Origin of the sequence: uncultured Sphingomonas sp. (assembly GCF_964250165.1) — a bacterium.
In the GTDB taxonomy this organism is placed as follows: domain Bacteria; phylum Pseudomonadota; class Alphaproteobacteria; order Sphingomonadales; family Sphingomonadaceae; genus Sphingomonas.
In genome coordinates, this window is the sequence record NZ_CAXUEK010000076.1 from 1 (window position 1) to 13006 (window position 13006).

12 protein-coding genes are annotated in these 13006 nt (G+C 65.2%); 8 read left to right on the forward strand and 4 right to left on the reverse strand.

Features of this window, described 5'->3' with window-relative positions; translation table 11 throughout:
- The 3 genes from ACFE64_RS12990 to ACFE64_RS13000 form a co-directional block, all read left to right on the forward strand.
- Nucleotides 1-941 (forward strand): hypothetical protein (locus tag ACFE64_RS12990; RefSeq protein WP_375392885.1); only part of this gene is annotated, 941 nt, incomplete at its 5' end.
- A 76-nt stretch (nucleotides 942-1017) separates the two neighbouring features.
- Complete coding sequence (locus tag ACFE64_RS12995) at nucleotides 1018-1878, forward strand: ParB/RepB/Spo0J family partition protein (protein WP_375392886.1); 861 nt, start codon at nucleotides 1018-1020, stop codon at nucleotides 1876-1878.
- A 29-nt stretch (nucleotides 1879-1907) separates the two neighbouring features.
- Complete coding sequence (locus ACFE64_RS13000) at nucleotides 1908-2204, forward strand: hypothetical protein (RefSeq protein WP_375392887.1); 297 nt, start codon at nucleotides 1908-1910, stop codon at nucleotides 2202-2204.
- Between the two features lie 1043 nt (nucleotides 2205-3247).
- Here ACFE64_RS13000 and ACFE64_RS13005 read toward each other — a convergent pair.
- Nucleotides 3248-5176 (reverse strand): cellulase family glycosylhydrolase, encoded by a 1929-nt coding sequence (locus tag ACFE64_RS13005; RefSeq protein ID WP_375392888.1) that lies wholly within the window; start codon nucleotides 5174-5176, stop codon nucleotides 3248-3250.
- Between the two features lie 97 nt (nucleotides 5177-5273).
- On the opposite strand from ACFE64_RS13005, the gene ACFE64_RS13010 reads away from it, so the two are divergent.
- The gene (locus tag ACFE64_RS13010) at nucleotides 5274-6647 is read left to right on the forward strand and encodes an MFS transporter (RefSeq protein WP_375392889.1); all 1374 of its coding nucleotides are present in this window, start codon (nucleotides 5274-5276) and stop codon (nucleotides 6645-6647) included.
- On the opposite strand, the gene ACFE64_RS13015 is transcribed toward ACFE64_RS13010, so the two are convergent.
- A complete protein-coding gene (locus ACFE64_RS13015) occupies nucleotides 6644-7429 on the reverse strand; it encodes a phytanoyl-CoA dioxygenase family protein (RefSeq protein ID WP_375392890.1) in 786 nt (261 codons plus the stop codon). The two genes, ACFE64_RS13010 and ACFE64_RS13015, sit on opposite strands and share 4 nt — an antisense overlap.
- 189 nt (nucleotides 7430-7618) lie before the next feature.
- Here ACFE64_RS13015 and ACFE64_RS13020 point away from each other — a divergent pair, with 189 nt between their 5' ends.
- On the forward strand, nucleotides 7619-8254 hold the full coding sequence (locus ACFE64_RS13020; protein ID WP_375392891.1) for a TetR/AcrR family transcriptional regulator: 636 nt from the start codon (nucleotides 7619-7621) through the stop codon (nucleotides 8252-8254).
- Between the two features lie 47 nt (nucleotides 8255-8301).
- Here the strand turns inward: ACFE64_RS13020 and ACFE64_RS13025 are convergent, their stop codons facing one another.
- Together ACFE64_RS13025 and ACFE64_RS13030 are read right to left on the reverse strand one after the other, a co-directional pair.
- Entirely contained in the window at nucleotides 8302-9867 is a 1566-nt protein-coding gene (locus tag ACFE64_RS13025) for a TonB-dependent receptor (RefSeq protein ID WP_375392892.1), read from the reverse strand.
- Complete coding sequence (locus tag ACFE64_RS13030; protein WP_375392893.1) at nucleotides 9750-10808, reverse strand: TonB-dependent receptor; 1059 nt, start codon at nucleotides 10806-10808, stop codon at nucleotides 9750-9752. The genes ACFE64_RS13025 and ACFE64_RS13030 overlap by 118 nt, the downstream gene beginning before the upstream one ends.
- Nucleotides 10809-10998: 190 nt before the next feature.
- On the opposite strand from ACFE64_RS13030, the gene ACFE64_RS13035 reads away from it, so the two are divergent.
- Genes ACFE64_RS13035 through ACFE64_RS13045 form a run of 3 tightly spaced genes read left to right on the forward strand, consistent with a single transcriptional unit; the run spans nucleotide 10999 to nucleotide 12942 of the window.
- On the forward strand, nucleotides 10999-11952 hold the full coding sequence (locus tag ACFE64_RS13035; RefSeq protein ID WP_375392894.1) for an aldo/keto reductase: 954 nt from the start codon (nucleotides 10999-11001) through the stop codon (nucleotides 11950-11952).
- The gene (locus ACFE64_RS13040) at nucleotides 11949-12653 is read left to right on the forward strand and encodes a polysaccharide deacetylase family protein (protein ID WP_375392895.1); all 705 of its coding nucleotides are present in this window, start codon (nucleotides 11949-11951) and stop codon (nucleotides 12651-12653) included. Before ACFE64_RS13035 ends, ACFE64_RS13040 begins: the two co-directional genes overlap by 4 nt.
- The gene (locus tag ACFE64_RS13045; protein WP_375392896.1) at nucleotides 12619-12942 is read left to right on the forward strand and encodes an IS3 family transposase; all 324 of its coding nucleotides are present in this window, start codon (nucleotides 12619-12621) and stop codon (nucleotides 12940-12942) included. The genes ACFE64_RS13040 and ACFE64_RS13045 overlap by 35 nt, the downstream gene beginning before the upstream one ends.
- Nucleotides 12943-13006: the final 64 nt, after the last annotated feature.

Consider the following 13006-nt stretch of genomic DNA (forward strand, 5'->3'; position numbering starts at 1 on the left):
GCGGGACGTTCGATCCCGCCCACCCCCTGCCAACCCTGCAGGCAGGCCGCCTTGGGTGGGCGTTCGAACGGTCGATGCACGATCCGGCGACGATGGCGACGGTGTCCAGGACCGAGCTGGCCAAGCCGATCTACGCGTCTGCCAGCTATCACCGTGACCTCGCGGTCTACATGGGTCTGGGCACGGCAGATCTTCTGGGCGGTGTGCTGATCGACGCCTTTCCCGGCGAGTTCCGCGATCCGGGGTTCAACGCGTTTACTAGGCGCGCCGACAAGCGTCGCACGGCGCTGGGAGTCGGGACCAATCCCTTCTCGGGCGAGGAGGCCGGCGCCGCCAACCGCGAGCTGCTGCGCTCCATGCTCAAGTCGCTCGACACGCCAACCGACGGCATCGCTACCGAATGGAGGGCATCGGCGACCGTCGATCGCGACCCCGACGACGTCGAGCTGCGCCGGTTCGACGATCGACACGCCGGACATAACGGCCGCCGGGACAGCGACGGTGGCAAGGTGCGGGTTCGCGCAGCGGAAATCCGCAAAAGCCAGGGCGACCCCGGTAGGGCGCTGCGTCGCATGGTCGATCGCGCGCGCGGCTGGGCCGACGACAGCAACGACGAGACGCTGGCCGCCGTGCTGTCGGGCCGCTGGCGTCTCACCGCGCTGACCCCGGTCGCGCAGACCGGCATTCCCGCCATCTGGTTCTGTCCTGGCATCGACACCCCGACTCACGACTGGATCGCGGATGGCGCCCCGCTGTGGCACCCGCTTGCGATTAGCAACGTCGTCCATGCCGGGCTCATCGCGCGCGAGGTCCAGGCGGTGGCAGACGCGATGCCGCTGCTGTTCGGCATGCCGGTCGCTCCCGCGCTGCGCCGCCGCATCCTGGTGCCACTGTGGACCGGCCTCGCCGGCATCACCGCCGACCATGCCCATGTCCGCTGATCTCGCCCGTGACCGACATGGCTGACGCACATCGCAAACCGGCAGGAGGGTCGGGTTGACCACAAGGAACGACCCCATGACCGAACAACTGCCGCTCCAGCCCCGCAAGAGCACGACCCGCGTGATCCAGGTCGACCCAGGCTCGGTGCGCACCTCGCCGCTGAACCCGCGCGTCGACACCCCGCACGACGCCGACGGCATCGCCCGCCTCGCCGCCGAGCTGAACGCGGTCGGCCAGATCAACGACGCGCACGGCGAGACCGCAGCGGACGGCGTGATCGAGCTGCTCGCTGGCTCGCGCCGCTGCGCCGCCTGCGCAGTGGCTGGACTTCAATTGCGCGTCCGCGTGCATCCCGAACTCTCGCGTGGCGAGGCGATCGCCATCGCCTATCGCGATGACCGCGAGGCGGTAACGCCGAGCTTCTGGGATCTCGCGGGTGGCTGGGCCGCGCTTACCGATGGCGCCACGTTCAAGACCGATACCGATCTTGCCCAGGCGGTCGGGGTCGACAAGAGCATGCTGAGCCGAGGTCTCGCGTTTCGCAAGGCACCTGACGCCGTCCTCGACGCGTTCACCGATCGCCGCACGATCAGCCTCAGCCAGTGGATCGATCTCGCGCCGCTGGTCGAGGATACGGACACCCGCGCCAGGCTCGTCGAGCGCGCCGGTCTCATCGCCGGCAAGGGCTACGCCGCCCCGCGCGTCGCCGCCGAGCTCAAGGCCGCCGCCGCCGGCAAGACCGAGATCAAGGCGGTCGAGGTCCGCAACCGTCACGACCGCGTGGTCGCCACCATCCAGCCCGACCATCGCGGGGGGTTCACGATCAAGGTCAAGCCGATGGCGGAAGCACACCCCAGCTTCCGAATCGAACATGCCCGCCTCGTCAACGAGCGGTTCGTCGAACTCATCAAGACCTGGTTCGATCGCGACGCGTGATCGCGGAACCGCACAAGGAGAACATCATTATGGCATCCACCGAACAGGTCCCCGTGTGGTTCGGCTCCGTCAAGCGGCTGCTGGGCGAGGACGACAGCAAGCTGCTGGCACAGCTGCCCAAGGGCATCTACCCCGATCCCGAACCCGCCTGCGCCACCTGTCCCGGCAAGGACTGGTACCTGACCGCCAAAGAGCTGCGCTGCTACTGCACCCCACGCGCCATCGTCTCCTGGGTGTCGAACGAGGCGCCGGTCATGGCCTGCGATACGCGCGAGCGGCTGATCGAGAACGCCGACAAGCGTTCACGTGCCGACGGTGCGGGCTGAGGTCTGGCATGCCGTGACGCGCCGCAATGAGCCTGGCGATCAGCATGACGAACACACTTCAGCACCGGAAAGATGATGTATGGGTTGTGAATGCTGGAACAGCGTCTCGCTTTACGGGCCGGCCCATGTCGCGCCATCTTGATCAGCTTATCGATGGGGAGTACCCGGCCATCAGGCGCTACCGTCGTCGCGTGCGGACGGAACAGCGGCGAAACGCGCGCGATCGGCGGTCGGGTCTGGTCCGGCAGATCGAGGATGATCCCGGTCGCGGTGACGACCAGCAGTAGGACCGATCCGCCCAGCCCGACCCGCTTGTGTCAGTCGTAGAGCCGCCGGATCGCCTGGGCATTTCGCTTGAAGCGCAATGCGCGCCACCACCGCGCGCGCCTCGGTTACCAGTCCCATATGCCGGTTATCAGCAGCGCAAGCATTAAAATGCCGCCGATCCCCATGGCGGCGCCGTCAGGCTTCTCCAGCAGCAGGCGTTAATGGAGGTCGTAGATCCAGGTGACGACCGTCTCGCCCCAGAAGCCGGTGCGGATCATCGTCATCCGCACTGGGTCCATCGATAGGAGGAGCGGCGCGAAGTCCCTCCCGGCAGTCTCCCTGGGCTTGTAGTAGCGGACGGGATGGTGTCGCCCTCCGGCGTCACCTCGATCCGCCAAACGCCGGTGCGCGCCGGATGCTCACGATGAAGCCTGTCGACCACCGCCTGCCACGACGCGGGCCGAGCACCGCGCGGCACGCGGGGTGCCGCGCTGCGTTCAACTCCGGTTCTCGGGAAGTCACGCTCATGCAACGGTCCCATCGCCGATGTGCATGCAGCGACTGAACTTTTCGAACCGAATTTGAGACGACTACCTCGGCAGGGTTGCACTTATCAAGCGCATCGCCTGTGCCTGAAACCAGTTGATCTTTGCAAAACTGCTTGCCTTTTTCGCGCGCTTGCTGGCCTTGCCGCCGGTCCGACGAATGCGAGCGTGATCCGCGCCAAAGCACCGACGATTCGATCCGCTAACTGACGGAGCGGTCATCCTAACAATTCAACCCGGTCGAAGCGTGATGCGGACCTCGCCGCTGCCTGCCACGCGGACCAGCACCAGCCGCTTATCAGGCTCCCATTGCACGTCGCTCAATTGGGTGGTGACTTGTGGTGGCGCAGGGTAGAATTGAGCCGGCGCGTATATCTCCGTAGGCGCGTCGACACCGGAATTGGCATCGATCACGACTTCGAACAGGAGGCTCGCGCGGTCGAACCGCTGACTGACGATCCTACCCTGCGCGGATCTCACATATGGACGGCTGAAGCCCTGGATCGCGCGTCCGCCAGACCCGGCGTCGTCCCCGGTCGTCGACTGATCCTGCGACCAGATCGAGAGATCCTCCTGATTCCAGCCGTCCCCGACCATCGGGTCGTTGCGGTTGGATGCGGTGTAGTTCCACTGCGTGGACGACAGCAGCAACCGGTCGAAGGCATTGTACATCAGTTCGAGCGCGGTCGTCTGCGCGTCCCAGATCGCAGGGTCGCGCTCCCCGGCCGCCCATCGCCCGTATGCTTCGGCACCGTTCATGTCATACTGAAACCCGCACTCCCCGATCAGCGTCGGGGCGCCGCCGTTCAGTCCGTCGCCGATCGCCTTCAGCTTCGACAGGCCCTCGAGATAGCTATCCTCGATCGCCACTGGACCCTCGCGCACCGTGCCGGAGAGTACGTCGACCATTCGATTGGGATCGAATGACTTGGTTATGAGCGCGGTGAGGTCATACCAGTGGCTGGCGTTGACGGTGCGCTCGGGGCAGCCCTCTGGGAAGCCGTGACCGCGAAGCGCGCCGAACGGATCGACCTCGGCGAAGACGAGCCAGTCGTCGCGTACCGCTCTGATGGTGTGCGCGACGCGGTTGAAGAAGGGGACCATGTAGTCGCGCTCCATCGAGACCTCGCGGTCGGCGACCTGCCGGAAGTGATCGGGCCGCAGCGCCACCGGCTCGCCGCGGTCGTCCGCGTCCCAGGCGCCAGCGACGCGGAACGGATCCTCGCGACCTGAAAGCCAGATCGACACACCGCCCTCATTGACCCGGCGCCGCCCGATCTCGCCTCGGCCGAGCGCCATCACCGGCAGCTCGCGCGATAACCCCGAGGCGACCGCCAGCCCATCGAGTGGCGACCATGCCGTCCCGCGTAACAGTCCCTCGCGGCTGTCGAGCGCGCGGCCGATATAGCCGGTGCCGGGTTCGTTGAGCGTGTCGAAGCCGATCACGTTGTCGATGTCCGCCACGCGCTCCGCGACGGCGCGCATTGATCCGAGATAGTGGTCTTGCAGATAGGTCTGCACGCTACCTCCATCGACCGTCGCCGACGGCGCGAAGTCGGCGCCGGCGAAGAACAAGGTCCACATGATGCCGTTGGCGGGCATGCGGTAATTCCCGCCCCAGCCCATCAGCGGGTAGCTCTCCTGCCGACCGCCGACGCGGTGGTCGTAGTTTCGCTGCATGACATGGGCGGCACCGGCCTCATGGAACTTGGTGAAGTCCAGACCCGCCGCCTCGAAGGTCCAGCCCGGTGCGCCGTCGCCGCCCGACATGCGGCTCCAGACGTCCTGGTGGAAGTCAACGAAGACGTAGAGCCCGTGCCGACCCGCGCGTCGGCAGACCTCGGCGTAGTAATCAAGATACGCCTCGTCATACTGCCCCGGTCCGGCATGCTCGACCGCCTCCCAGGTCGTCAGAAGCCTGAGGCAGTTGAACCCCCAGCCCGCAATGCGGGCGAGATGGGCGTCGAGTTCGTCCAGCGGTGCGGGGCGCCCGACGAAGCTGACCGTGCGATGGTCGGCGAAGTCGCTCGGCAGGTAGCTGTGCCCGTTGGGCGCGAACGGCACTTTGCAGTCGCCGCCGAGATTGACCCCGCGCAGCAGCACATGGCGGCCATGCGCGTCCACGAACCGATCGGCTTCCATACCAAGTTTGGCGAGCATCCGGCTTCCCCTACGACGACGTTTGCCCTAGCCATATTCGATATCCAACAGGATAGTAAACTCTCAAACGCACGGCGTCAGGAATGGAGAGAGCGACATGGTTGAGGAAGCGCGGGCAAGGCTGACGCTCGGGGCGAAGCTGGGCTACACGGTGGCCGACGTGGGCTTCAACCTGTTCTGGGGCGTCACCAGCCTCTTCCTGCTCTACTACTACACGGACGTCCTCGGCCTACCCAACGCCACGGCGGGCTTCATCATCATGGCCGCGCTGGTGTGGGACGGCTTTATCGATCCGGCGGTCGGCATCGTCGCCAACCGCACGCGTACGCACTGGGGACGCTACCGCCCCTACATCCTATGGGCGGCCTTACCGCTCTGCCTGTCGTTCGTGGCGATGTTCGTGCCGTTCGCGGCGACCGGTGCCACGCTGATCGCCGTCACCGCGGCAACCCACCTGCTGTTCCGGACCACCTACGCGCTGACCAATATCCCCTACATCGCGCTGTCGGCGGAGTTCACCAGCGACAGCGACGAGCGCGGCGCAATCGCGGGTTTCCGCATGGTGTTCGCGACGATTACGACGCTGATCGTCGCCGGCACCACCTTGCCGCTCGCGACAGCGCTCGGCGGCGGGGACATGAGAGCGGGCTTTGTCTACGTGGCCGCGGTCTACGCTGCTGCGGCCGCCGTGACGTTCGCCATCAGCGTCCTTTCGACGCGGGAAACCAATGCCGCGGGACACGATGTTGCCACCTTCGCGCAGATCTGGAGGACATTGAAGGCCAATCGCCCGTTTCAGTTGATCTTCGTCGCCACGATCCTGAGCGGCATCGGCGGCGCCATGTCCGGAAAGATGCTGATCTACTTCTTTAAGTACAACCTCGCGGCGCCCGACAAGGTGACCTTGGGTCTAACGGTGCTCACGGGCGGGGTCATGCTGTGCGTGCCCGTCTGGGCGTACATCTCGAAGCGGACGAGCAAGCGCCTGGTCTGGATGCTGAGCGGGACGATCGGCGCGGTGGCCTGGGCGACGCTCTATCTCATCCCCGCCCCGACGGTGCCGATCACACTCGGCGTCCTTGTGTTCGCGGCGGTCGGCGCTTCGGGCTTCTATCTCAGCTTCTGGTCGATGCTGCCTGATACCGTGGAATACGGCGAATGGCGGACCGGCGAGCGAACCGAGGGCGTCGTGTTCGGCTTGGTCCTGTTCGCCCAGAAGGTGGCGCTCGGCATCGGCATCGGCCTGCTCGGCGTGCTGCTCGACGTGATCGGATACCATGCAAACGAGGTCCAATCGGCAGCGACGCTGGCGGGGATCAAGACGCTCCTCTCGCTCGTGCCAGCGATGCTCGGGCTGGCGGCGACCGCGACCATCCTCTTCTATCCGCTCGACCAGCGCCTCCACGGACGGCTCGTTAGAGCACTCGTCCGCCGCCGGGCCGGCCGCCAGCGGACGAGTGCGGGAGCTTAGATCAGGTACTGCCGGGAAGGGTCGTCCTGCAGAATCGGCCCATCGCCCGTGGCCGGATACGCCATGGCGCCGTCCGGCGCGTATTGCAGGATGTAGGACTTGCGTACGCCAGCGGTCAGGTTGGGACCGGTGCGATGCGGGGTCAGCGAGGAAAAGACGACGATGTCGCCCGCCTTCGCCTCGATGGCAACGGCATTAGCCGGCTTGTCGAGGCACTGCCATCCCAGCGGCGTCGCCTCGTGCTGGATCGTTCCCATGCGGTGAACGCCTGGCACCACCCACGGACAGCCGTTGTCGACGGTCGCGTCCGACAGCGCGACCCAGCAGGTTAGGTACTGCTGCGGCTCGGTGAAGGTGTAGCCGTTGTCCTGATGCCACGGAAACTCGTCCGGGTTGCCGGGCTTCTTGTAGACCGCCTGATCCCAGTACAGCCGCGATGCCGGTCCCATCGTGTCGTGGCAGAGCTTGGCGAAGACGGGATGGCGGCTGAACTCGCGCAGCACCGGCGACTTCGCGACGAGGTGGACCGTGAAGGTGATCGCGTCGGCCTTGGCGATCATGAACTGACCGCCATGCTCCTCCTTGAGCACCCGCTCCATCTCCCGCTCGAACGGCTCGATGGCGTCCGCGACCGCCGCTACCTCCGCCGCCGTGAAGGCGTTTTCGAGCAGGAAATAGCCCTGCTCGTCATATTGGCGGGCCTGATCCTCGGTCAGGATCTGATATGGCGCCTGCGACGGACGCCACTGGAACTGCTGGTTGCGCGGATGAAGTTGGAGCACGCGATTCTCTCCTGATGATGACACGTCATGTGCCGGCAGGTTTTCAATATCCGATTGGATAGTGTAATGCAAGGCGTGGCGCTTGTTCGCGTGCGTCGTCCAACCTAAGATTCGCCGGTGACTGCCGCCCCGACACCCGATGCGATCGATGACGACGGGCCCCGTGCGACGCGCACCTATCGCGGCGTGGTGCGCGAGGCGAAGAAGGAGCGCACCCAGGCCGCCATCCTCCAAGCCGCGCTGGACCTGTTTGCCGAGCGCGGGTTCGAGGCGGCCTCGGTCCGCGACATTAGCGCGCGGGCGGGCGTCACGCACGCGGTGATCCGCCTGCACTTCGGCACCAAGGAGAAATTGTGGCGAAGCGCCTTGGCGTTCCTCTTCGAGCGGTTCTCGGCCGAGATGAACGCGGAGGACACTGGTCGGGGAAGACGGACGGTGCGACAGGAGATCGAGGCGTTCGTGCACCGCTATGTGCATTATTGCGCGAGACACCCCGAACATGTCCGGATCACGGTGCAGGCATCGCTGCAGGCGAGCGAGGGGTTCGGCTGGTCCGTCGACACGTTCGTCACCCCCGGGCACCGCTCGATCACGCCACTCTTCAAGCGCGCGATCGCCGATGGACTGCTGCCCGACGTGCCGGTGATGTCGGTGATCTATATCGTCTCCGCGGCAAGCCAGATGATCTTCGCCCTCGCCGAAGAGGCGAGGCGGATCTACGGCACCGACGTCCTCTCGCCCGACGTTGTCGAGCGGCACGCAGACGCGATCTGCCAATTGCTGTTCGCGGGTGCTTCGGTGAAAAAACAGGCGCCGCACCCGTAGATGCGACGCCCTTAGTGGAGAGAGCTCGGAGTGTCTGCAGCGGGCCGTCAGAAGCGAACCCGGACCGATCCGCCGATGGTGCGTTCGGCATCCCGCGTCACGAACTGGCCCAGTCCGCCATTCGCATCGAGCGGGAGATCGAAGATGCTCGTGACGTAATTCTGGTCGAACAGGTTCTTCACGAACGCGCTGATCGTATATTTGCCGCCACCCGCGATCACCCCGATCGCGCCGTTGACGATCGCGAAGTCGGGCTGGACATAGGGATTGAAATTGCCCTTCGGCACGAGCTGGAACGTTACCTTGTCGCGATAATAGACGTTGCTCTCGATGAAACCCTTCAGGTCGGAGTGACCCAGCGAGGTCTCATACCTCGGGTCGAAATTGGCCGTGATCCGTGGCGCGTTGGTCGCCGGCAGGCCCGATGCGTCGAACGTGCTGAGCACGCCGGTGCCGATGGTCGTGCAGGCGGGATTCGCCGCCGGCGTGATGCCGCGCCCGCGGGCGGCGCACTGAAAGCTGACGAAGGTCGCATCGTTATAGGAAAACCCCATACCGACATTCAGGCCACGCACCGGCGCGAAGTTCAGCTCGGCCTCGAAGCCGCGGCTGCGCAGCTTGCCGGCGTTGCGCACGGCGAAGGAACCGATCGTCTGGCCGGGCGGCGTCTCCACGACCTGGGCCTGGAAGTCCTTGAAATCCGTCCAGTAGGCGCTAACGCTGAGCGACACGCGCCGGTCCCAGTACGACGCCTTGTAGCCAATCTCATACGACGTGGGGATTTCGGGACGGACGGCGAGATATGTCTCCAGCTGACCGGGGCTGGTCGCGGAGATGCCCGGCGGCAGCACCACGTCCAGACCGTTGTAGAGCCCCGGCCCCTTGTAGCCGCGCGACACGGTCGCGAAGATGTTGGCGTTGGGATTGAGGTCGTATTGCAGTCCCAACCGGAACGACAGATTATCGTCCCTGGTCGTTACGCGCGGCAGGGCGATGTTGGCGAAGGCCGCACCCAGTTCGAAGTTGAAGCTATTCGCACCGGGCGTGCCGGCGCGCAGATAATCCAGATAGACCCGGGTCTTGGTGTAGCGCCCACCGACGATGCCGCGGAACCGGTCCGAGAAATTGATCGTCGCTTGGCCGAACGCGGCATAGTCGCGCGTGCCGATCCGCGTCGTGATGTCGCGGCCGAAGTTCTGCGCCGCTGGAAGCACGAGGCCCGGCGCGAGCGTCAGCGCGACGCCGCCGGCCTGCGCGGCGGCCAGCGACACCGCGAACCTGCCCTGCTGCCGGGAGAAGTTGTCGTTGGTCGCGTCGAAGTAGAAAAGCCCGGCGACGAAATCGATGAACTTACCCTTCGGCGACGTGATGCGCAGCTCTTGGGACGTCTGCCGCAATTCGTTGGAGCCGAAATTGACGTCGAGCACGTTCAACGTGCTCTGGTCCGAATCGAGACCGTCGAACTGTGACCAGTGTCGATATCCGGTCAGCGAGGTCAGCGTGTATCCGCCGAGGTCGAGATTGATCTCCCCCGACACGCCGTAGCTCTCGCCCTTGTTGAAGGGATCGCCATTCTGGGCAACGATCCGGTTCCTGGGCCCTTGCGCCGCCAAAACCCTGGGGTCGACGAAATTGGCGAGCAGGAGCGTGCCGGGCGGATTGGGGAAGCACTGGCAAAGGATCGCGCCGTCCAGATGCAGCACTGCGTATCGCGCTTTGCCCAGTCGCCGCGCAGGATGAACTGCAGCCCACTGGTCGGCTTGATCTCCACCACCCCACGCGCGCCATACTCGTTCTGGTTGTTTAGCCGGTGGCCGGTCACGAGATTGGTAACGAAACCATCGCGGCGGTTGAGAAAGCCGGTGACGCGCGCCGACACCGCTCCCGGGATGAGCGCTCCGGACAGCGAACCGCCGAGCTTGACCTCATTCTCCGACGCGTAGCTGGCGTTGCCGGTGAACGACAGCTTCTCGGTCGGCAGTTGCGTGATGATGTTGATCAGACCCGCGGACGCGTTGCGTCCGAACAGCATACCCTGGGGCCCGCGGAGGACCTCGACGCGCTCGACATCGACGAGTTCCGCCAGCCCCTGCCCGGCGCGTGCGAGCGGTATCCCGTCGACCACGGTGCCGACGCTCTGCTCGACACCGTCCGCGAACACGGTGGTGCCGACGCCACGGATGCGAAGTCCTGCGCCACGCGGGGTGTTGGAGTCGCCCAGACCGAGACCAGGAGTGACAAACTGAAGATCGGTCGCGGTGCTCAGGTTGAGACGCTGCAGCCGATCGCCGTTAATGGCGACCACGGAGATCGGTACGTTGAGCAAGCGCTCTTCGCGTTTATTCGCCGTGACGATGATGTCCGTCGTATCGGTGGGCTCGGCCGACGTCGGCTGTGCCTCGGACTGCGGCGCCACCTTCGCGTCGGCGGGCGTCGATGCCTTGCCATCGACCGGCATCGGCGCAGAACCCGACTGCGCCGCAGTCCCGGACGGCGAAAGTGCCGCCGCGCAAACCCCGATGTACCAAACGAATGATATCGACTTCATCATCATCTCCCCCGGCCCTCAACCTCGTCGTCGGACAGCTCCGCGCGGGTCTTCAATCCCAGAGTATCGCGGCCGTCGCGGTATCCTGTTCAGTATCCATACGGATACTGAAGTTGAGTTTGTATCCATTCGGATGCTAAAATCAACTGCGTTCTCCATTCGGTGGTGGAGGAGCACACAGCCGAGGAGCGATCGCGTGGAATTACGGCCCTACGGGGACACCGGGTTGATGGTCAGCCCGCTATGCTACGGCGCGATGACGATCGCCCAGGATCCAGAGCTCCGCAACGGTGTCGCCCCGTCGCTTCTCCGGGCGCTCGAAGGCGGCGTCCGGATCATCGACACGGCCCGCGTCTATCCTAATTCCGAGACGATCGTCGCCGCGACGCTAAAGGCCTGGCGCGGCGAACGTCCCGTCATCTCGACCAAGGTCGCACCGGGCAGCGCCGCGACGTTCCGCGAATATCGGCCGATCGCCGAGGCCTACACGCCGGACGGCATCCGCCGCTCGGTCGAGGACAGCCTGGCGGCGCTGGGAGCCGAGACGCTCGACATCGCCCACCTCCACCAATGGTGGCATCTGTGGAGCTACGAGGACGAGATCTTCGACACGTTCGACACGCTGCGCCGGGAGGGAAAGATCCGGCACGCCGCGATCAGCGTGGGCGACCATGAGCACGACGCGGCGCTCGAGGTGGTCAGCCGCCGCCGCGTGAGCGGCCTCCAGCTGATCCTGAACCTGTTCGAGTCGCGACCGCTGGCCTCCATCCTGCCGCTCGCGCGCCTGCGCGGGGTCGGAGTGATCGCGCGCTGCGCGCTCGACAGCGGCGGGCTGAGCGGCACGCTGACCGGCGACGACTTCCGCGCTCGCCCCTTCCTGAAGTACGCGCCATTCGACGAATACGCGGCGCGGCTGCACGCGCTCTCAGAATACTTCGTTCCAACCTCCGCACCGACGCTCGCGGACCTGGCGCTGCGCTTCGCGCTGTTCGCACCGGGCGTCTCGGCGGTTACGATCGGCATGCCGTCGGTCGCGATGGTAGAAGCGTGCCTTGAGGCGGTGCGAAGCGGCCCGCTTCCGGACGAGGTGATGACGGCCATCCGACGCGAGCACGTCTGGACCAAGAACTTCTACGAGCGCCTGCTGTGATCCCGAAGTATCTCAGCTTCTGCTTCGACGACGGCTTCCGCCGAACCGCCGACAAGGTGCGCCGCATCTTCGAGGCGCGCGGCCTCAGCGCATGCTTCTGCGTCCTTTCGGCACCCGAACTCGCGGAGGATCCCGGCATCAAGGGCGCGACGATCGCAGATTGGGAATATTGGCGGGACGCGGCCGCAGCCGGCCACGAGATCGGGCCCCATGGGCATGCCCATGAGGTCTATGGCCAGATCGAGCCCTACTTGGCTCGGCGAAGCATCGAGGAATGCTGGAGAACGCTGGAGCGCGAACTGCCGGGCTTCGACCGACGGAGCTCGCTGTTCCACGTCCCATATCTGTCGGCCCCTGCTGAACTGGTAGAGTGGATCGGCATGCAGTCGCTCGGCGCACGGGTCATGCTCGGACATCACGGCTTGAATCCGCTACCCGGGCGCATGCCCAGCCTGGTCGACTGTGCATGCTTCGGTCCCGATTTGGTCGGCGCGGCTGCAATGAAACGGTTAAACGAATTCGAGCATCAGCAAGGCTGGCTGGTATTCGTTTTCCACGGACTGGATGATGAAGGGTGGGGCCCGGTCAATTCTGATGAGATGGAAATTCTCGTTGATCGGGCACTCGCGGCTAGAATGATAATAGCCCCTCCAAGCCGCTTGCTGCTTGAGAGCCGAGGCCATTCGCTCACTCAATCCTGAGAGAGGAGGCGAAGTAGCGTCCAATCGCGACAGTGGCGACGCGCACCTTGGCCGGCTCGCTCGGACGGCGCGGGGTCACCAGCGTCACAGGGCGGGAAGGTACCAGCACCACACGCACGGGCAGCTCGAGACACACCTTACCGACTTCATCCGTGCCTACAACTACGCCCGCTGGCTCAAAACGCTGCGCGGCCTCACGCCACACGAATTCATCTGCAAAGCTATGGCCGACGATTCTCAGCGCTTCACCGTCAACCCGCACCGCCAATCATTGGGACCAAACACCTAGCTGCCAGCACTAGGCTGTAGTGACGATTTAGGGATTCCCTTGAGGCTGAGGTTCTGATTCAACG